We start from the raw sequence: 21,008 nt of genomic DNA, 5'->3' as shown, positions 1-21,008 counted from the left end.
GTCAGTATAGAACTGGATTTTCATACCGCCAATTAAATTGGTATCGAAAATTTTACAGAACATTTCCAATTGTGTCCACAGTGCGGACACAATTTAGCTGCACACAATATAATCTCCTGCTATCTATTCATAATGAAGAAAAAAGAGAGCTCTATATTGCTGAAAGCCTTAAAAAACAATTAGACATAAGACCGCCAGCTAGAGCGACAAGTAAACAGTTTATTATGACAGAAAACAAGTGGGAATGAAGGTGTGTTAAACCTAGAACAAGAAATTTAACTGCTCTTTTAATAATCAGCATATCTATCAGATATTCTACTTCTATCAGAAACAGCAGTTCCTGCATTATCTTTATTAGCATATTTAAATGAAATAGCAGCATCTACATAAGCTTATATTTATACCAGCATTAAAAGCTAATATCAACACAACTCTAAAAGCTAATATTGATACATCACTAAAAGCTAATATTAGTACAGCATTAAAAGCTAATATACGAACAACATTAAAAGCTAATTATTATCTTTGTAAAAAAACAATGGCAACACCATCAGAAAATCTCGCAGCATCTTTACAGGTACTCCAAGAACTACAGCAGACTGGAATCATTGCAATTCCCTCGCGTTTAATTACACGCACGCACAGAGAACGTCTTGTAAAAAAAGGTTTTCTGCGTGAGGTGATGAGGGGATGGTACATACCTTCACGACCGGATGAAACTCCCGGAGAAAGCACCTCATGGTATGCCTCGTATTGGAATTTTGCCGGATCTTACCTCACGGAACGATTTGGCAGGGAGTGGTGTCTCTCTCCTGAAGAATCAGCCAAGATACATGCAGCAAACCTAACAGTTCCAGCTCAGCTACTGGTACGAGCGCCGCAGGGACGAAATCAGATAACAAATCTGCTACATAATACTGCAATTCTTGAAGTCAGGTCAAATCTTCCCGAAGAAAACCAGACAATCACAGACAAAAACGGACTTCGCCTTTACAGTACTTCAGCCTGTATAGTAAATTTACCCGAGAACTTTTACCAGCAGAATCCAACTGATGCCAGAACACTTCTTTCGACATTCCGAGACGGCACAGAAATACTGGCATTGCTTCTCGACGGCGGGAAGAGTGTAGTTGCGGGACGAATTGCCGGAGCATTCAGAAACATTGATCGTCCGAAAATTGCCAATGATATTCTAAATGGAATGAAAGCGGCAGATTATAACGTACGTGAACTAGACCCTTTTACACACAAAAGCCCGATTATATTTTCACAGCGCCAGATTTCACCCCATGTAAACCGAATGGAACTGATGTGGAACGAAATGCGAGAAGAAATCATAAAAATCTTCCCTCCCGCACCAGGTCTTCCAACCAATCAAGCCGCGTATCTAAAACAAGTTGAAGATAATTACATCAATGACGCCTACAACTCATTATCCATAGAAGGATACCGAGTTAATACAGACCTGATTGAAAGGGTACGCAGCGGCACATGGCAGCCCGATATCAATGAACAAGACAGACAGACCCGTGATGCAATGGCGGCCAGAGGCTACTGGCAGGCTTTTCAAATGGTTCAAAAAACAATTGAAACAATACTGGGTGGTACAAATCCGGGAACTGCCGCAGATAATGATCATGCCACTTGGTACAGAGAAATGTTCGCACCAAGCGTAACAGCTGGTATTATAAAACCATCTGATCTGGCCGGCTACAGAAATCAGCCGATTTACATACGCGGCTCAAAACATGTTCCTCCTGCAATGGAAGCCGTAAGAGATCTTATGCCAGCATTTTTTGATCTGTTAGCAACTGAAGAAAATGCAGGAGTACGAGTTGTGCTGGGACATTTCTTTTTTGTCTTTATACACCCTTACAGTGACGGAAATGGAAGGATTGGCAGATTCTTAATGAACTCCATGATGGCATCGGGTGGCTATCCATGGACCGTTATCCCGCTCGAAAGAAGAGCCGAATATATGGCATCTCTAGAAAGTGCAAGTGCCGGAGGCGATATCATTCCTTTCGCTTCATTCATAGCTTCATTGCTATAAAAAACATTTGAAATTGCCACAATCTTAGGGAACGATAAAATCAGTAAAATTAAGTTCTTCTAAGCTTAGGTTCTAAACTGTATTAGTTTCAGTAATCTTTAACGATTTTATCTGAGTTTGAAAATATGGATCTCAATTGTCGTTACAGTGTCACGACAATTTTCCTGTTAACTAGCTGTATAATGCTTGAACTTTATTTTCCCAAAGTTGATTCGGTATTAACTTTCTAATTGTGCCGACAGTGACGGCACAATTGGTTTTCACTATTGTATCCGCAGTTTGGACCTAATTGTATAATTGCCTATTATTTTTCAGTGCTTTCAATTAATTTGTCTATATTTTCTTTCACAAATTGTTCTAATTGATATGTCGCACCCCCTAAAGGTTTATCTAATCCGCGCATTGCATATTCAACTTTTATATTACTTTTTGAATATGCAGGTTTCAAGTCTTAGGTTCGAATCCTGCGCTCTGCGTTTATCACAAACATTACCGATTGTATATTTCCTTTTTTTTTACGGAATTCAACGAGTTATCTTTATGTTGCGGAGTCTGAAGCTCCTGTTTTTATTTTCTACTTCTCAATGTTTTTTTTCACAAAACAAATTGTATATATTGACAATTGACTGTTGTTTAAGTGAAGTCACAAGTTGATTTATTTCGCACAGTACATTTGCAAAAAGCAGAACCTTAGTAAAAACAGTACTCCTTAAGCTTAGGTTCAAAACTGTATTAGATTTTTATGCTATACAATTCACTATTCAAATTTGATGTTTTTATTTGGAAAATTCAATAAAAACAACTAACTTTAAAGTGGCATAATTATTGTTTGTTTAATTATTATCAACTATAAAGTTGTATTTTTAAATATTAATAGATATTTTTGAGACTTGTAAAATCAAAATTATGTCTACTAAAGCCATTGTCAAGTCTTTTTTACAGGAACTCAAACAAATAATAAAGACATGGGATATATTTTTTGTCAATAGACCCAAAAACAGCGTGCAGGATTTAGCAGACTTAGGAATTACCGCTAATTCCAGAAAAGAAATAATTGCTCAATTAGAAATTGAAGATTATTGTGAAGGACCACTACCTGAAACCCAATTTAATGGAAAGGAATTATGGATTTTTGGAAAAATTATTAAAAAACAAGAAGTTTACATCAAACTAACCATATCAAGCGCCACCAATAATGCCATTTGCATTTCATTTCACAAGGCAGAGCACCCTATGGAATTCCCGTTTAAACAAGAAATAGAAAAATTATGAAAAGTCCAATTACAGGCAAGGAAATGACCTTGAGAGCCAGCACAAGCCGTCTGGTTTTCCGTAAAGAAGAGTTTGAATATTTTCATTTAGGTTATTATTGCGAAGACAGCGATGAGCTGTTTACTACAACAGAATTAGATGAGATGAATCTAAATCAAGTTTACAATCAATACCGAGCCAAACATAACATTCTTTTTGCAGATGAAATTATAAGCATCCGAAAAAAATATGGGTTATCCGCAAATAGGATGTCCCAAATATTAGGATTTGGACCTAACAGCTATAGAAATTATGAAAAGGGAGAAGTTCCTAGTATGGCTAATGCTAATTTAATTCAGACAATATCAGAAGACTCAAATATATTTAGAAATCTGGTCCTTAGAAGTAGTGATCTGGAAGATGGTGAAAAAACCAAAGTGCTTGCTAAAGTAGATGCAGCAATAGAAATTGAACAGGCTTGCTCAGATGAGAATAAATACGTAAGCATGCTGTTTGAAAATATGCTGCCAAATGTTTTTTCTGGATATAGAAAACCCAACATTCAGAAATTTTCTGAAATGGTAGTATATTTTTCTGAAAAGCTACAGCCAACTGTAACTACAATGAACAAACTTTTGTTCTATGCAGATTTCTTAAATTATAAAAAATCAGCCTATTCAATAAGTGGGGCTAGATACATGGCTCATAATTATGGCCCTGTTCCTGTACGTTTTAATGGATTGTTTGATTATATAACAAACAAAAGAATGGTTGACACTCAAATTGAGGCTTTTGGAGAGTACGTTGGGGAGAAATTTGTTTTACCGCCAACAAAATCATTTAATCAAGATTTATTTAATGAAATTGAATTAGAATCACTACAGACGATTGCGTCTACATTTTCAAAATGTAATGCTAGCCAAATTAAAGACATTAGCCATCAAGAAAAAGCCTGGATAGAAAATGAGAAAGGCAAACGCAAAATCAACTACAATTATGGATTTGATCTGATTCACGTATAAACCTAACTTTATCATCCAATTTCCTGCTTTGAACTAATGCAAATATTTCAGTAGCTGCCCAGTAATGGCAAGCAGTACACATAAAAAAACCGCAGTATTTCTACTGCGGTTTTCGTAATTAAGAAATATTGTTAAAGTTCGACTGCTAAAAGTTCCTTAATAGCATGTTTCTCCTAAACAGTCTTCGAGACCTACCATAGTCCTGATGAATAATTAGTCATCTTGAAATCTCCAATGGTCTCGGCATTCCTGAAGCTTAGTTTAATCCCTTCTAGCAGGAAAAAACAAGAGTATTAAATTAACGTATCTTTAGAATGCTCGAATCCGGAAAATCAATATCCAGAAATTTCTTGATCATAGCCGTGACGACATCAATGCGGGTCCCTATTATTATATTTCTATTTTTAGTGGACCAGTCGGTCATTATCGCAGTCAGTTTAGGTTTTATAATTCCAGCTGCGAGATCAGATGGATCGGTGAACCATAAGCCGCATCCACTGATACCGTATAGGTACGGGCCCCTGCCGTAAGTTCCTTTGCTGCCATCATACACCTGTTTTCTATTATACGTCGCCACAACGTTCACGTAAGGATTTCGTCCAAACTCTTCGTAATACTCGGCTCCGATGGGAGCTGTGAAATGGAATAGTGTAGTGATGCCGAAAATATCGGTTTTATATTTGACTTTTGCCTTACTGGCGGGAAACCCCAGAAAAGAATAATATTCCCAAGGCTGGAAGATGTGGTTGACGGCCAGATCCTCGGCCTGCACAAAACTGTAGGACCTCTTGATATGCGGCAGGCAGTCGTCGTCCAATCGGAGGGCTGCAATATCCAGCTCATCCTTTTCGCGATTCTCTGTCCGATTGATGTAGGTATCGCCTCCCGGATAGATTATTTCATACTCCTGGGACAGAAAAATGAAAAACTCTCCGTGCCTATCCATAACATGGGCGGCCGACACAAGGAAATAGTGCTCCTGAATTTGAATAAACACGCCTGTTCCATGGGCTTTATAGTTGGCCTTGTCCAGCATGATGATGCAGGTGCAGCTCCTCATCGCTCCCATACTGGCAAACTGCAGGTTTCTGTACGATTCTGCCGGTGTTTCCATAAAATGATTTTAGAATTGATAATTTGCCGTTTCAGTTTTGGATTCAAACCAATAATAACCAAGCACTTAAACCATTAATCTTCAAGATCTGCTGTTTCAAACAGTTAATCAATTTGCAAATATGAAAACTTTTTCGTACTTTTGCAATATAAAATTGAACCAAACAAAAACCTGGTTTGAACGTTCATACAATTATTGTACTCTTAGCTTCCCTTCTCCTAGAAATAGGATATAACTGTGAATCTGTTAAACATTTCGATAATATCATCGAAACGACAGAACAGCACCAGACAGATGCTTCAGCGAATTTCGAAACAATTGAATATGTGTCATTTGAAGATGAATCACTTGAAGAAATAATATTTGAAGAAGAAACAGTAGTTAATGAAACATTTAACAGCGAATCTTTAGATAACGAACTTTTAGATAACAAAACGGTGGATATCGAAATGCCAGATGGCAAAATTTTCGATACCAAAGCCTTAAAAATTGAGACGAAGATGAAGAAAAAAACTTTAAAAAAAGGAACTGCAGCAGGTCAGTCAAAAACTGCAAAAAAAAGAACAGTTAAGAGTACAGTCGAAGTTCATCCCTAGTTTTTACAAAATATACGAAAGGCTGCCAAATGGCAGCCTTTTCTTTTAGGAATAGCCAACACGTCGAGCTTTCTTATTTCTAATAAATCATAATCTACTCCAGCGAAATCCGATTCGCCGCATCCCTCTTTTTTCTGGTCGATCACTCTATCATACATCTGCATTGTCTTGACGCTCCTATGCCCAAGCATTTTTGAGATCGTAAAAATATCCGTTCCAGCCGTAATCTGGAAGGCTGAGTTATCTCTTACTCAGCAACCCATAATTGACATAATTTAAAAAAACGGAGGATAAATTTTTTATTTAACAAACTTAATTTTATTCTCAATCATTACCCTAAATTTTATATCAACAATATGACTTACTTTTTGATCACTCTAATGTTTCACTTGCTTTAGGATTTATTACTATTTTCTGAATAAATAGTATCAAAAAAATTTCTGCAATCGAAAAAACATTCTATCTTTGCACCCGCAATCAGAGAATGACTGCATCTTACTGGAGGAATGGCAGAGCGGTCGAATGCGGCAGTCTTGAAAACTGTTGACTGTAACAGGTCCGGGGGTTCGAATCCCTCTTCCTCCGCCAGATGAAGTCCGAAAATCGACTTTTAAAAACAAAAATCCTTTAAACATCAGTGTTTAAAGGATTTTTCATTTGGAGTGGTATCGAACCCTGCTTGAAAAACAGTTACCATTGTGGTTACCCTCTCTATTTTGTGCTGCTTTTTTAAATCTGGGTAACTGGATAAATGCTGGGTTATGATTCATTGCTTCTCAGTATCTTATCGATCTTGCCGCTGTCATACAAAAAAATATCTCCAAGCTTAGTGTAGGGCAGAATTCCGGTCTGTCTGTATTTAATAATAGTGTTATTGGACAGCCCAAACATTTTTTTTAAATCTTCATTTCTGTAGTATTCAGGCCTCAAAACTTTCCCCTGGCTGATTTTTGAATCAATTGTTTCCATTCTTGCCAGCACAGGCTCTATCAACTCCTTCACTTTCATCACGTAAGATTGCCACTTTTCTTTCTTCATCATTGGTGAGTTTTTTACTTATTATTAATTTTTTCTTCTTTTAAATCTACCAGCTCTCCAGCCTTCTCTTACGCTCCTGCATTACTGCAATAAATTCATCTAAAAATTTAATCTGTTTTACCTTATAGGTATAGCCTTTACATTCGGAGAACTGCCTGCTGATCGACTTAATTTTCGACTGCCCACCCTCATCGCCGGCATATGTGAAATTATTTTCGAGAAAAAACTGAAACTTGCTTCTATTACTTTTTTGGTCTGCAGTATCAAAAAACAATAAACCTTCATCCATCAAAACATAAAACAGCTGGGCAAAGTCAATTTTGTTATAACAGGATTTACATTTTTCATTTGAAGAAATGGATTGCATTTTGTTTTCCCGGTCACTTACACTAATTAGATGTTCTACTAACCGGAGCCTTTCATCAAATTTTAATATAACCTTTAAGCACTTTATTAGCTTACCACTTTTCATTGTCTCTAAAATTTAGTCCCCATCCTGTAAATGAAAATATACACTGCTGCGTTTATTTTACTCCTTGTTATATACATGAAATATTTGCACCTATACAGCTTGCGTATGTATTTATAAGACAAATATAAAAATGCTTTTTGAAGTCAATCGGACTATAGTCATTGTTTGCTTTCTTTGTCTTTCAATGGCATAACGTTTATACCAATTTGTTTTTCAGGTGATGCCTGAAGATAGGTTATCTGTTGAAATAAAAAATTAAAAAGATCGCAGACTGATTAAAATACTGAATCACAGGAAATTTTTGTAGCCTTTCTTTTATTGAGTTCAGGTTGTTCTTTGATGAGAAGGAAACTCAATTTTACATCTACAATCTTCTGCGTTTAACCTTTCGTTTCATCCTATTGCCAAATGCCTGTTCCTCGTAATCCTCTGTCTGTGCCTGTGGCAATAAACCGCCCAATGCGTCAAAACTGTTTTGTTCATAAGTATGATGCATATTTTCTTTTATTAAAAAGTCAAGCATGTTAGGCGATTGGCCTATCTCTGTTTTCACAATAACATCTTTTTCGGAAACACAGCTTTTATGTACTGGATTTTCTGGTTTCCTACTATTATTCCACCAGTCGTTAAATGAATTGGCCGAGAGGTTTTTGCCAAGCTCAGAGCCGTTGCACACACAACGGGATTTGTGGTCAATAAAAGTTATGCCATAGATACGCCCTCCAGCATTTCGGCGTATAACTAAATTCATACCCTGTTCTAATAGTTTTTTCTTAAATTCGGATTCGTTAGAGACAGCCTGCATTACTGATTCGATCCTGCCTTTAACTGATTGTTTAGCCGGACTGTCTTTTAGATTTATCCTGCTTCGCTCATAGTGGGATTGCAGCTGTGCTAATCCTGCATTTTTTCCAAACAGCGAAGCCTTAAAGGGACTGCTTGCTTTTTCTCCCTTTTCATTTAACGCAAAATATACTAATCCCAGTTTTGGAATTCCATTATACTCGCCTTTCACTTCCTGGGCAGTAATATTAAAAAGTGAAAGTAAGGCATTATATGACCCAAAAGTTTGGAACTGGTAATATATAGGCAGATGGCGCAGTATCGAAGCCATCTGGCTTTTTATATCTCCTGCTTTATATTCAACAGGTTTAAATGTTGGGTTGTGTGCCTCTTGTTTTTTATCTATAGCTGATATAAGACTGTACTGTTTTTCCAACATCCTGCAGACTTCCATGGAACGCCTTTTTTCAAATTTATCGGATATTTTCCTCCCCTCCGCATCCACGCACACCGATACGATATGGATATGCGTACGGTCTATATCAGTATGTCTGAATACGACAAAGGGCTGATTTCCGTAGCCCATCTGCCTCATATAGTCTTGTGCCATATTCTCAAAATCAGTATTACTTACATTATTTTTCGGGTCAGGGTTCAGAGAAATATGAAGCACAGGTTTCTCCGTTTTACGATTAGCCAATAAGTGTAATTCAAAAGAACGGGAGAGCTGTTCTACGGAATAATTACCATCAGGTGCTTGAATTATCTTTTGGGTAAACAAGACCTGTGCACTTTCTTTTTCAAGTTTTTGATAATTATATGCTAATGCTCCGTACAAACTTTTGCCTCTTCCTATTTTTGCTATCATTTTTTTAGGTGTTTTTCTTCAAATTCCGCTGTAAGCTGTATTATCTTTTGAGCTAAAAGAGCAAATTCCATTGTTTGATTTACCAATTTGTAGAGATACACGGGAGCTTTCTTTTCGGAAAAATTACGGTACATAATCTTCACAACCTGATTGTAATTAACCCCAATAGCCCGAAACTGTCCGAATAAGGCAGTTAGAAGTATGTAATAATCCATTGTTGCTTTATCGATCTTAACTGTCTTGATCCCTTTTTGAAAAATACAGGCTGTAATAAAATGTGCCATAACATTCATGCCCGAGCTCTCAAAAAGAATCAGGAATCGTGCATTTTCCTCAGCGGTAAGACTGATAGAATAGCGATGGACAGCAGGGTCATCTTTAGGATGTCTGCCACCTTTACGGGGATTGGCTGTACTTTTGTTTTCCATTCCTATACGTACTAGTTATTATTTAAAAATAAAAACCAATATATTTTATTATCAGTAACTCCTCTTAGATTTGGAAATCTTTGGAAGCATTTGGCCTGATGTGTCTCAAAGAAAGGATAGATATTTTTACATGTAACTTTATTTTTTTAATCAAAGAAACAATAAAAAGAAAACCAAGGTAGGACGTGCTGGATCAGCCTGACCAAAAGACTACGGCATAATGTTTTGCTCGCGTGCTCACAAAACACCCTTCGGGACTTATTCCGTTTCCTTTTGGTCTGCCTGCATCCCGTCCTTTTAAATTACTTTCTTTTTCTTTTTTCCGTTTTTCTGTTTCTTTTGGAAATATATGTATGGTTTTATACAGGTAGATAAGGCTTTAACTGAAAGCTTATTTGCCTATTTACATAAAGAAGCATTTATGTCTTTACGTAAAAGCATAAATATGTAAAAGAGTAAAACTGTAAATACATATCTACATCAGTACAGTTCTGCAACTTCATTTGCTTACAGGGTTACAAATAGCTGTAAATGGGTCTATACTTTTAGCCTTATGCATATAACCAAATAAGTACGAGCAATTGTAAATGAGTATGTAAATTTTATTGTACAGAGCAATATAGTTACAATTCAGAGAAAAACTAAACTTAAGATCTTTGGAATTTACCGGAAAGGATTGAAGTCAGAACTGCCAATACTATTATGTTTTTTTTAAGCCTTATAAAGGTTGATTTTAAAAATTAATTATAAAGCATGAAATACCTGCTAAATTTAAAAAGGGCATCAAGCCCTTTCAATTAAATCTATTGCAATAATATTTTCGAGAGAAAATAGCAAGTTGTGTTTTGAGCTGCTTGAAATACTTTCCGCAGCTCAAAACCACTTGCCCTGCCGGGAGCTGGACAACTCCTCCGAAGTCGGCGTTTATTAGTTATATCCATAGTTTTATCTTCCAGCTTTCTTTTTTATAAGTTCTTTATTCACTCAGTTATAAAATCTGGACATACTTTCAGATTCTCAATATCTGATATTCAATAAAACTATTCATAGGCTTCTAATATATAATTAAGCACTTTTTTTCCAGCAATTAGTCTGGGATTTGCCAGCCTTATATTTGCGTTTAGATTTGAGAACAGTATAAATTTGATAGCTTTTGATAAATTTTTGGATCATTTTTCGAAATAATCAGTCGGAGTAATTCATATCATTCTACTCCTATTAAAACTGATAAAATGAGGATCATTAAAGAGATGATTTTAAAGATTGTCGATTGTAGTATGAATTTAATTCTTTATTGACAAGTTGTACTCCCAAACCGACAACAGTTTAACCAATTAATTTACAGAATTTTACATTATAATTTTTCAATTACATCGCCATGAAATTTAGTCCGCATCATAAGTATATTTTTATAGAAGTAATTTCCTTTCTATATATCCTGTTATTTGTGTATGCAGCAATAAGTAAATTGCTGGACTTTGAAAATTTTCAGGTTCAATTAGGACAGTCACCGCTGGTTAGTTCCTTTGCAGGAATTGTATCATGGGTTGTACCAATAACAGAACTGCTGATTGCTGGATTACTGCTATTTTCTTCAACACGGTTCTTGGCGATGTGGGCTGCATTCAGCTTAATGACCATTTTTACCGCATACATTTTCATTATTTTAAATTACAGTCCATTTGTTCCATGTTCCTGTGGAGGAATTTTAGAAAAAATGGGATGGCAGGAGCATTTTATTTTTAATTTTGTTTTCATGATCCTGGCCGCAGCAGGTATTCTGATACTGGCCGGTATGGTGCCAAAAGTGCATCTTATTTCAAAACCTGCTGCACTGGCCAGTGCCTTTTCTGTGACTACATTATTTAGCATTGGTCTTGTTGCTTTGCTCTTTATACTATCAGAAGACATAATTCATCACCGCAATAATTTTGTACGGAGATTTCCCAAACACCCGACTACTGGCAAAAAAACAATCCTGCTTCCACACGCAGCCTATTATATTGCCGGTTATGACAAAGGACAGATTTATTTAGGCAATCGGGCTGAACCGCTGGCAGTGACTATTTTTGATACGAGTCTTGTTGAAAAAAAGACAATTCATATCAACCTTCCAAAATATAATTTTCCTTATACTGTACCGCGTCTTGCTGTAAAGTCTCCCTATTTTTACTTTAGCGACGGAAACGTGCCGTGTATTTTTATTGGAGATACTCTCTCCTGGAAAGCAGAGCTTAAGATGTATGAAAAAGCATATTTTTCTATCCTAAAGCCAATTGATAATAACAAAGCAGTTATAAGGGCCATAGATTCTAAAACAAAAAACAATACACTGGGACTCTTTACTTTTAATAACAATACAGCATTAAAACTTAACGGCGGGCTGCTGCAGAAACAGGTAGACGGTGTATTTGATACTGACGGATCATTGCTTTATAATTCCCAGCTGGATAAGATAATTTATACGGATGCCTATAGAAATGAATTTCTGATAATTGATTCTAAGATTGGAAGTCATACTTCGGATCATACCATTGATACGACTTCGCGAGCGCAGGTTTCGGTTGCCAGCATTAAATCAAAAAACATCAAGACTCTGGCCAGAAAGCCTAAACTAGTGAATAAACTCACTGCAACTTTCGGCAATTATCTTTTTGTCAATGCAGCTCTCATTGGAAAATACGAACCTGAAATTATGTGGAAACAAGCTTCTATAATAGATGTATATAATGTAAAGGAAAACACTTATGCATTTAGTTTTTATATATACAATATAGAGGGTCGGACAATGGATGAATTTGTGGTTTTAAACGACAGGATTGTTTCGCTCAATGGAAGACATCTCACAATTGAAAAATTAAAAACCAACTATTACATACCTTTTTACCCATCAAGATAAGATCAGCATTTATGCTTTTAAAATACACTGTACAGTCCAGGGGAAGGTCGAAAACCTGAAAAAGAGTAGACCGTTAACATTAAATTTTAATATTATGAATACTAAAGTTTTAAGACCGGCGCTTTCAATATCAGCAATAGCATTTGCTGTATTTGGGGCCTTTGCATTTTCAGCTGTCCCTGAAAAAGGTAAACTGATAGATGTTTATGGGCATAACCCTTTAGAGGATTGTGATGTTACAACAGTAGAATGTAGTACCATACAAAATCCTAATGTTTGTAGAGTTAGTTCTGGAGGACAGCAATTGTTCAATATGAGCAGTCCGACTCAATGTAACGTCGAATTATACAGAAAAATCAATTAACTAATTTTAAAAAAAGCAGGAGGTTTGTAATCTCCTGCTTTAGTAATTATGATTTAAGGAATGCCGTTTGTAAGTGCTTCCTTTTGTTCTTTGAGATAATAGTCAAACCAGTTCCTGGTTTTTATTGTCAGGTCTTTTTGAAGTTCAGGTATGGCAATAGTATGCGCCTCATTCTCATAAAGAATAAAAACATTCCTTTTTCCAAGTCTTCGAAGTGCCATATGAAATTCGGCGGACTGTGTCCAGAAAATAGTCGGGTCTTTTTTCCCAGCCCAGCTTAGCAGCGGTGTTCTGCAATTCGCCGCATTTGGAAATGGCGCGTCTCGTTCGTAAGCTTTCCAATTTTCAAAAGGTGAAAATGGCATGCGCCCCTGCTGCGATTCAAACCGCCACGCATTTGAACGAGGTATAGCAGCAGAATGTACAAAATAGCTGCTTATAGTGTTCATAAGCCCTGAACCGCAGACGGCTGCAGCAAAAACATCGGTCTGGGTAATGATAAACGAAGTCTCATAACCTCCAAAGGAATGGCCGATAATTCCGATATGATTTTCCTCAACAATTCCCATCCGCTTTACAGTATCAACTGCATTAAGTACACAATTAAGAGCAGACTTTCCAGGCTCGCCCATTTGATAATATATGTCCGGCAACAGCACCAGATAGCCATCCAGAAAATAGGCAGACGGTGTGAAACCCATTGGTCCATATTCTGTGGGTATAGAATAATTATTAATTTCCTGGGACTGTCTTTCATAAACATGAACTACCATCGGATATTTCTTTCCCTTTATGTACCCTGCAGGTTTGTAAAGAATCCCCTGAAGATTTTTGCCGTTTTGATCATTGTATGTAATTATCTCAGCCGTTCCCCATTTGAATTTAGAGGCATCAGTATTGGATCGGAAGAGCACTTTGCTTTTCTGCTTTCCTGAAACAGCCATTAATTTTGGGGCATTTGAAGCTGACTGCTGGATGTAGATGTATTGTTCAGCATTTTTTGCTTTTTGTATCCTGCTGTTTCCGAAATTCCCAAACACCAATTTTTCTAATCTGCCATCGGTATTCCATTTATAATAGCCGCTGGATCCATCTCTGCCAACAGCCTGCAAAACCAAACCCGAGGAAAAATCAAATTTTCTGATCAAAAATTCATCCTGAGTAGGCTTTTTGATAACGGGATATAGATCCAAACAAATTCTATAGGTAATCTTATGCTTTCTTCCATTGGTAATTCTTCTGGCTTGTCTTGAACTGAACTCAATCATCCAGATATCATACCGATCATAAGCTATAAAATATTTATCATCAGAGGACCAGCCCGGACTGCCATACGGCGCAGGTGGACCCGCATCGTTTAGAATGCTGTCAGTTATAGAAACTGGAAGATCCGTTGTGAGATTAAGATGCTGTTTTTTAGCAATATCATAAGCCTGCCAATTGCCATTGCGGAAATAATGTATAAAATTTCCACTGGAAGAGCCTCCTATCATTCCAACTGCTGTTGACTGCTTCTCTAAAATCAGATGCTCTGCACCTGTCTGGATGTCTTTCAAGTACATGTTAGCTGGAGCGTAATACTCATATTGTGGTTCATATTTCAGCAGATTGTAACACAATGCATGTTTTCGATCTGCGGTAAGCATTGTTTGTGGATTCTCGATTGTTCCGATCTTCAAAATTTTACCGTGTGAAGGCGTCCACACAGCCGTTTTTGGTAAGCGATTTGGATTTCCAAACATTTTGTCTTGTGTATATTCCAGCGCTGTAGCAGAATCCCATATTTCATAAGCTGTAGTTTTTTGCTCCTGTTCAGGGTTGATATAGCTGAAAAATATACTTTTCCCGTCTTCTGAAAACCTCAGCGCAGAACTTGCTCCGTATGGGGTTATATTCTCCATCGACAATATTTCTGTTTCCCTGCTGTCAAGAATAGCATTTGTCCCCGATGCTGCATCATGATAGAATATTCTGTGATTTTTGGCAGTTTGCTTTGGGGTTTTAATCTCCTGAAGAAAAGAAAGAAATTCACCGCTCTTGCTCCAGAATAGTTTTTTAAATCCTGCATCCTCATCCTGTGCAATGGTCTTTTCTATAAATCCATTTTTCGGTTTTAAAAGTCGCACTTCATAACCAGTACTTATAGCCAAAATGCCAGAATTATTGATACTGAACTCTATGACATCATTGAAATTATATTTTTTGCAGGTGGATAACGCAATTATCGTCAAGTAATCAGATGAACCATTCTTATTTAATACAGCCAGGAGATTTTCTTCACTATTGAATTCGTGACGAATCGCATCCTTGAAATACTGTTTATTACCAGTGATAAGGTCATTCAAAACTAATCCTTTTTCCGGATCGGAAAATGTGAACCACCTGCCATCACTGCTAAAACGCGCATCAGAACATTTAGGAAATGACAGTCGCTTGGCAGATTTTATATTCTGTACAAACAATGTATCGACCCCGTAATCATAATGCAGATTATAAGAAATCCATCTGCCGTCTGGGGATAATGTCTCTGCTTGTATGGAGCTCCATTTTGCATAGTCAGCAGCAGTTACCTGCTGTTTTTGCTTTTGTCCATACAGGGATAACGCTGTAAAAAGCAGGGCTATCCAATATCCGGCTTTGTTGAAAAACGTTCTCATTTTAATAACCTGGATTTTGAGGCAGCAGATTCTGATTTAACAGCAGTTCTGATTGCGGAAGAGGTAGGATCATCTGTGTGTCTTTCCATCCCGGTTTTATTGGACTCAGCACAGCTGCTGCCTTTACTGTACGTTTCAGATCGAACCAGCGGTGTCCCTGTTCTGTAAAAAGTTCAAAACGTCGCTCTTTTACGATTGCGTCCAATAATTCTGTCTGCGTATCTGCGGCTGTATCCCCCAGACCGGCACGACGGCGAATTTTATTTAAGTCAGCCTTGGCATCAGACATATGTGACAGATGAGCATTGGCTTCTGCACGAATCAGGTATTGTTCGGCTAAGCGAAACAAAATGGTGTATTCCTGTGAAGAGGTAGTGCCTAAGGGCTGTTTGTATTTGTATGATGAATACCAAGAGCCAGTGGCATTTGAAACGGTTCGCACCCACTGTGTGCGACGCAGATCACCAGATTCAAAACTGGCTGTAAAGGAAGCAGACAGTGACGGTTTGGAAGGTGGTCCGCTTGAAAAGATAAAGGTACGTGCATCTTTAGTATTAAGCCCGGCTGTTCCAGGATGAAGTGCCCATATTGTCGCAGTGGACTGGCGCAGAAATTCCTTTGAAATATCATCAATCCATATGTACTTTGGATTATTAATTACTGATGTTGCTTTCGCTGCCGCATTGACCCAGTCTTCACGATAAAGGTATACTCTTGCTAGAAAAGCGGAGGCAGCTGCTTTGTTTACTCTGACTCTTTCCTGGGAAGGATATTCAACAGTTAATAATTTTTCAGCTTCAGTTACGTCATCTATAATATTGAGCCACACTTGTTCCTGGGCTGTTTTTGATACTGCTTTATTGGCGCTGTAATCAGTAGTTTTTATGTAGGGAACATCACCAAAGAGGTTTACCAGATAAAAATGAAGATATCCACGGATAAACAGTGCTTCACCTGATAATCGCGCCTTCTCATTCTCTTTTAATGACTTTGAATTCTGCAGTCCTTCCAGCATCAGATTCACGGCATAGATTTCACTGTAAGTGCTGTTCCATAATCCTGTTATTAAACTGTTTGAAGGCGTAATTGTATGGTTATTGAACTGCATAATTTCGACACTTGAGCCTGTATACTGCATTTCATCAGAGTAGTTTGATAAAAGACTCGACAGTCCATTCAGCGTGCCCGTAACCATTCCTTCCTCACGAAGACGGGCATAAATGTCAGCCATAGCCGCATCAGTGGTTTTAACATTTTCAAATACAGCAGGGGTCGTCAGCTGTGATTGCGGCGTATCTACTTCGGTAAAGCCTTCACAGGCTGTAAGATTGAAAAATACAGCTCCAAAAATTATTCTTATAATATTAAATCTTGTTTTCATGTGATGATGATTAAATTAAAAGCCAAGCTGAATGCCCATTGTAAACTGGCGCAATGGTGGAAGTGCTGAAGCAGACTGATTTTCAGGATCAGCTCCACGAAAATCAGTAATGGTTAATAAATTTTGCCCCTGCAGGTATACCTTTCCTGTAAAGGTTTTTGACCATGCTGATGGTATTGCATAAACAAGAGTCAGACTCTTGAGTCTCACAAAAGATGCATCACTATATGCTGCATTGCTGTCAATCAGATTGTAATGGCCTTCTAGTAATATATCATTCTGGCCAGTAGTGTACTGCTGCGATATTGCATTGACTCCGTCCTGCGGGAAATGGTTTGCCATAGCTGCAGGCTGATTTACAAATGAGCCGGGCAAGGCTGAAGTGTACAGATAATTCCTGCCGATCTGCTTTACAAACTGGAATAAAAAATCGAAGGACCAATTTTTATATGTCAACTGGTTACTCAGCCCTCCATAATATTTTGGAGAAGTATCGACGATTGTCTGACGATCGTCTTGATAGGTTATCTGCCCATCACCATTAAAATCCTGAAAAGTATAGACACCAGTTTGAGGATCAATACCTGTATAATTAAAAACTTTCTTGATAAAAAGTGATTCACCTATTACAAGCTGGTTAGCATACGTAGAACTTTCAAGCCCTGGAAAAGAAACCAGTTTATTTTTTGGTACAGTAAGGTTTACTGTACTTGTCCATGAGAAATCCCTGCCTTTCACATTGTTCGTGCGAAGTTCCAGTTCCACACCAGTATTTTCCACAGTCGCATCAAAGTTTGATTGGATAGAAGAAAATCCTGTAGTCCCGGGAAGCGGCACCCCGACCAATTGATTGGATGAGCGATTTTGGAACCAAGCAGCAGAAAGGAAGATGTTATCCTTTAAGAATCCGAGTTCCAATGCGACTTCAAGTTTTTTGTTTGTCTCCCAGCCAAAATCAGGATTATACAGACGTGATGGTAAAAGCCCTACAGTCCCATCATACAAATAAGGAGAAACCTGATAGGTATCCAGATACTGGTAATCTCCAATCTGGTCATTGCCTGTAATACCATAACTCCCGCGAAGCTTACCAAAACTGAGTATTGAATTGTACTGTTTGAAGATATTTTCATTAGAGAACAGCCAAGCTGCGCCAAGAGCGCCAAAATTGGCGAAACGATTATCGGGTCCAAAACGACTTGAGCCATCTCGACGACCTGTTAGGTTCACAATGTACTTTTTATGCCAGTTCATGTTGAGTCTGCCAAATAATGCATTGTAATTGTACTGCGTTACCTCATGATTCAGTACGGTCACCGTATTAGCCGCCGCCAAACTATTAATCAGGGCATCACTTGCAAATCCAAAGGCAGATTGTGCCAATTTTGTCGTTTTTTGGCTTTGGAATGTTGTACCCACTAAGAAATTGAGATCTATGTCACCTAATTCTTTTTGGTAGCTTAACTGTGGTTCTAAAATATATGATCTGCCAGTACCGGTAGACAGAAATAGAGTTGATTCATGTTCACTTGTATCATAGGGGCTATAAATACTTAGAGGGCTGGTTACATTTTGGGACAGCCTTGTATCGTTATATCCTATACTGGCCTTAGCTTGAAGACCCGGAAGCAGATTATAAGACAATACTACATTTGCAATAAGGTTCTGGCTTGTGGTAAGATATCTTCCATTCAGAAATGACAATGGATTAATAAATGTGCCGTTTTCCCAATTGAGACTTCCATCATTTTTATAAAGCTCCGGTGCGTTTGGAGCCAGCGTGTAGGCCCGCGAGGTTAAATCCCTGCCTGGGAGTGTATTTTTATCTCCTGAGTAAGTGGCGGAAAAATTAAGAGTAAAGCGTTTATCATCGGACTGGTGTGAAATGCTGCTGTTTACTGAGCCCTTTCCGTAATGAAAATCGCCTGGAAATACAGTTGTTTCTTTGTGATAAGTTCCGCTTAACAGGAATTGCGTATTTTTATTACCGCCTGAAATGGATGCCTGAACACTTTGAATGTAAGACGTGCCTCCAATTAATTCCTTCTGCCAGTCGGTATTACGATTTTGATCCCAAGTGCCATTAATATCGTAAGCACCTTCAGGATATTCAGTGATGCCATCATTAGCAAAAGCTTCTGCCCGCATCGCCAGGTACTGGCTCGTCTGCATTAAATCCATTTTTCTTGCCACTTTACCGACGGTAGTAAATGCATTGAAATTAAAACGTGTTTCTCCTGATCTGCCTTTTTTTGTCGTGATCAGCACCACACCGTTTGCCCCGCGAGAACCGTAAATTGCTGTTGCATCGGCATCTTTCAATACCTCAATACTTTCTATGTCCGATACATTTAAATTGTTTAGCGGATTTGTAACGCCTGAAATAGCAGATGCAGAAACAGTCGGATCTCCCAACGACTGCGATGAATATGGAACTCCGTTTACAATGTACAATGGATCATTGCCGTCTCCGCGAATACTGTTAAGACCGCGGATCTGAATGTTAAATCCGCCGCCCGGCACTCCTGTGTTTTGAGTGATGTTTACTCCTGCCATACGTCCCTGCATTGCCGCTAAAGGATTGTTGACAGGTTGTTTGTCGAAATCTGCGGCTTTAATTTTCGCAATACTTCCAGTGCGCTCTTTATCCTTAACTGAATAATAGCCTGCATTGACACGAACTTCCTGAAGAGTAGTATAATCATACTGGAGCGAAATGTGTACTTTTTTCCTTCCCGAAAGAGGAATTAAAGCTGTTTTAAATCCCATGAAGGACACAACTAAGGTATCATAAGGAGCTGCAGAAATAGAAAACTGTCCGCTATAATCCGATATCACAGTATTATTGGATTTGTTTTTTACACCTATTGTAACACCGGGCAATGGCGAACTCCCATCAGTTATAGTACCCTGAATTTGATGTTGTTGTAGTACGTTGTAGAAATGCCGCTTTGAGTTTGTAGCAAAAGAGGATAAGAAAGACGTACACAGCCAGATAAAAATTAGGCAATAAAGAGCTTTCCTATCCTTGTAAAATGAAAAATTATTCATAATATTGGATTGGTTAGTTAAACGTTGGTTTGATTGACTATGGTCCTCTATACTAGTTTGGTCGCTGTCATAGAGGGCCATTTTTTATTTTATTGTAGCTCTAATTGAGCTTTCAATTTAGATTTAAAGTTTAATTCATTGGCATAATCTGTTTTATCGTTTTAATGGTTTAAAATAAAAGGTCATAATTTTTCAGCCTGTCAATGTTGCAAGTATAGAATCGATAGGATAATAACCCGGCACTTGCTTTTACTAATTCAACAATAATAAAACTAATTGGCCGGGTATTACAAATAATAAATTAACAGCTACATCATATTCAAACTATTTACAGGTTAAACAAAAAGGCTGCGTTTCTTTAATATCTAAGGAGACTGCTTTGAGAAGTTGAGGTATAACCCAAAAAAAGAGGCGCGGAACTCAGCTTATTGTATAGGAGGTACTGGCGGTACCTTTACCACAAATAAGTGAGCCCACGCCCTTTATGGCGTGAGCATTTGCACTTATCATCTCGTGGTAATTTAAAAACGCCAGTTTTCCTATACGAGATTCAAAGCGAATGCTTCAAATTTTTTTATTGAAGAATCGCAAATTTAACAAAAAAGTTACTATTTGACTAGTTACAAAATCAAATATATTAAAAATAATCGGTACGTCAAAGCGTACCGATTATTTATTTTAGATATGGTTAATTGCAATGTGAAAAAAATTAGTGAAGAAAATATAAAATTAAAGACTGCACTTAGCCTGAGAAGGTTATTAGAAAGCAATAAAAATTATCCTCATAATGAGAATGATGTGGATATTATTGTAAAAAGTTACGGAAAAATTTCCGATGAAGGAGATATTAGAAAAGCTACTGTTTCAAACATTCTTAATGCTAAATCTGTAGCTAAATCAACAACATTAATCTTAATTTTGGAAGCTATGGGATTTTCTCTAACCGATTTTGCTAAAACATATTATTCAATAAGCGAATCCGATATTGTTGCGTTTAAGAAATTTCTTCTATCACGAGAATAAATTTTTAG

Annotated in this window: 15 protein-coding genes, 1 tRNA gene and 1 pseudogene; 9 read left to right on the top strand and 8 right to left on the bottom strand. The window is 37.5% G+C overall.

Annotated features, from left to right (window positions below; all coding sequences use genetic code 11):
- Nucleotides 1–11 precede the first annotated feature (11 nt).
- From B0A66_RS23255 to B0A66_RS06160, 4 genes and pseudogenes are all read left to right on the top strand, one after another.
- Nucleotides 12–248: pseudogene (locus B0A66_RS23255) on the top strand (DUF1016 N-terminal domain-containing protein); the annotation flags it as partial.
- Nucleotides 249–1,102: 854 nt separating this feature from the next.
- Nucleotides 1,103–2,053 carry a Fic family protein gene (locus B0A66_RS23120; protein WP_244283401.1) on the top strand — a complete coding sequence of 317 codons (951 nt, stop codon included), beginning with the start codon at nt 1,103–1,105 and terminating at the stop codon, nt 2,051–2,053.
- Nucleotides 2,054–2,959: 906 nt separating this feature from the next.
- On the top strand, nt 2,960–3,325 hold the full coding sequence (locus B0A66_RS06165; RefSeq protein ID WP_089048981.1) for a type II toxin-antitoxin system MqsR family toxin: 366 nt from the start codon (nt 2,960–2,962) through the stop codon (nt 3,323–3,325).
- Complete coding sequence (locus tag B0A66_RS06160; RefSeq protein ID WP_089048980.1) at nt 3,322–4,326, top strand: type II TA system antitoxin MqsA family protein; 1,005 nt, start codon at nt 3,322–3,324, stop codon at nt 4,324–4,326. The genes B0A66_RS06165 and B0A66_RS06160 overlap by 4 nt, the downstream gene beginning before the upstream one ends.
- A gap of 298 nt (nt 4,327–4,624) precedes the next feature.
- Here B0A66_RS06160 and B0A66_RS06155 read toward each other — a convergent pair whose 3' ends face one another.
- Entirely contained in the window at nt 4,625–5,440 is an 816-nt protein-coding gene (locus B0A66_RS06155; protein WP_123868223.1) for a hypothetical protein, read from the bottom strand.
- A 176-nt stretch (nt 5,441–5,616) separates the two neighbouring features.
- Between B0A66_RS06155 and B0A66_RS06150 the strand changes: the two genes are divergently transcribed.
- Complete coding sequence (locus tag B0A66_RS06150) at nt 5,617–6,036, top strand: hypothetical protein (RefSeq protein ID WP_089048978.1); 420 nt, start codon at nt 5,617–5,619, stop codon at nt 6,034–6,036.
- A gap of 500 nt (nt 6,037–6,536) precedes the next feature.
- Nucleotides 6,537–6,624: transfer RNA gene (locus tag B0A66_RS06140), tRNA-Ser, on the top strand.
- A gap of 171 nt (nt 6,625–6,795) precedes the next feature.
- Here B0A66_RS06140 and B0A66_RS06135 read toward each other — a convergent pair.
- The 4 genes from B0A66_RS06135 to mobA all read right to left on the bottom strand — a co-directional run bounded on the left by B0A66_RS06135 (nt 6,796) and on the right by mobA (nt 9,625).
- Nucleotides 6,796–7,077, bottom strand: coding sequence for a MerR family transcriptional regulator (locus B0A66_RS06135; protein WP_089048976.1), 282 nt, complete (start codon nt 7,075–7,077; stop codon nt 6,796–6,798).
- Between the two features lie 43 nt (nt 7,078–7,120).
- Nucleotides 7,121–7,546, bottom strand: coding sequence for a hypothetical protein (locus B0A66_RS06130; RefSeq protein ID WP_089048975.1), 426 nt, complete (start codon nt 7,544–7,546; stop codon nt 7,121–7,123).
- A gap of 364 nt (nt 7,547–7,910) precedes the next feature.
- Complete coding sequence (gene mobB, locus B0A66_RS06125; protein WP_089048974.1) at nt 7,911–9,197, bottom strand: conjugal transfer protein MobB; 1,287 nt, start codon at nt 9,195–9,197, stop codon at nt 7,911–7,913.
- A complete protein-coding gene (mobA, locus tag B0A66_RS06120) occupies nt 9,194–9,625 on the bottom strand; it encodes a conjugal transfer protein MobA (RefSeq protein WP_068843448.1) in 432 nt (143 codons plus the stop codon). Before mobA ends, mobB begins: the two co-directional genes overlap by 4 nt.
- 1,378 nt (nt 9,626–11,003) lie before the next feature.
- On the opposite strand from mobA, the gene B0A66_RS06115 reads away from it, so the two are divergent.
- Nucleotides 11,004–12,524 (top strand): MauE/DoxX family redox-associated membrane protein, encoded by a 1,521-nt coding sequence (locus tag B0A66_RS06115; protein WP_089048973.1) that lies wholly within the window; start codon nt 11,004–11,006, stop codon nt 12,522–12,524.
- Nucleotides 12,525–12,618: 94 nt separating this feature from the next.
- On the top strand, nt 12,619–12,888 hold the full coding sequence (locus B0A66_RS06110) for a hypothetical protein (RefSeq protein ID WP_089048972.1): 270 nt from the start codon (nt 12,619–12,621) through the stop codon (nt 12,886–12,888).
- A gap of 53 nt (nt 12,889–12,941) precedes the next feature.
- Here B0A66_RS06110 and B0A66_RS06105 read toward each other — a convergent pair whose 3' ends face one another.
- The 3 genes from B0A66_RS06105 to B0A66_RS06095 are packed head-to-tail and all read right to left on the bottom strand — an operon-like array spanning nt 12,942 to nt 19,977.
- Entirely contained in the window at nt 12,942–15,545 is a 2,604-nt protein-coding gene (locus tag B0A66_RS06105; RefSeq protein ID WP_089048971.1) for a S9 family peptidase, read from the bottom strand.
- Between the two features lies 1 nt (nt 15,546).
- Nucleotides 15,547–16,926, bottom strand: a complete 1,380-nt coding sequence (locus tag B0A66_RS06100; protein WP_089048970.1) for a RagB/SusD family nutrient uptake outer membrane protein — start codon at nt 16,924–16,926, stop codon at nt 15,547–15,549.
- A gap of 15 nt (nt 16,927–16,941) precedes the next feature.
- The gene (locus B0A66_RS06095) at nt 16,942–19,977 is read right to left on the bottom strand and encodes a SusC/RagA family TonB-linked outer membrane protein (RefSeq protein ID WP_089048969.1); all 3,036 of its coding nucleotides are present in this window, start codon (nt 19,975–19,977) and stop codon (nt 16,942–16,944) included.
- Nucleotides 19,978–20,676: 699 nt separating this feature from the next.
- Between B0A66_RS06095 and B0A66_RS06090 the strand changes: the two genes are divergently transcribed.
- Nucleotides 20,677–21,000, top strand: a complete 324-nt coding sequence (locus B0A66_RS06090; protein WP_123868222.1) for a hypothetical protein — start codon at nt 20,677–20,679, stop codon at nt 20,998–21,000.
- Nucleotides 21,001–21,008 lie beyond the last annotated feature (8 nt).

It is taken from the genome of Flavobacterium hercynium, from assembly GCF_002217285.1.
GTDB lineage: Bacteria > Bacteroidota > Bacteroidia > Flavobacteriales > Flavobacteriaceae > Flavobacterium > Flavobacterium hercynium.
This window is presented reverse-complemented; position numbering and strand designations above follow the sequence as displayed.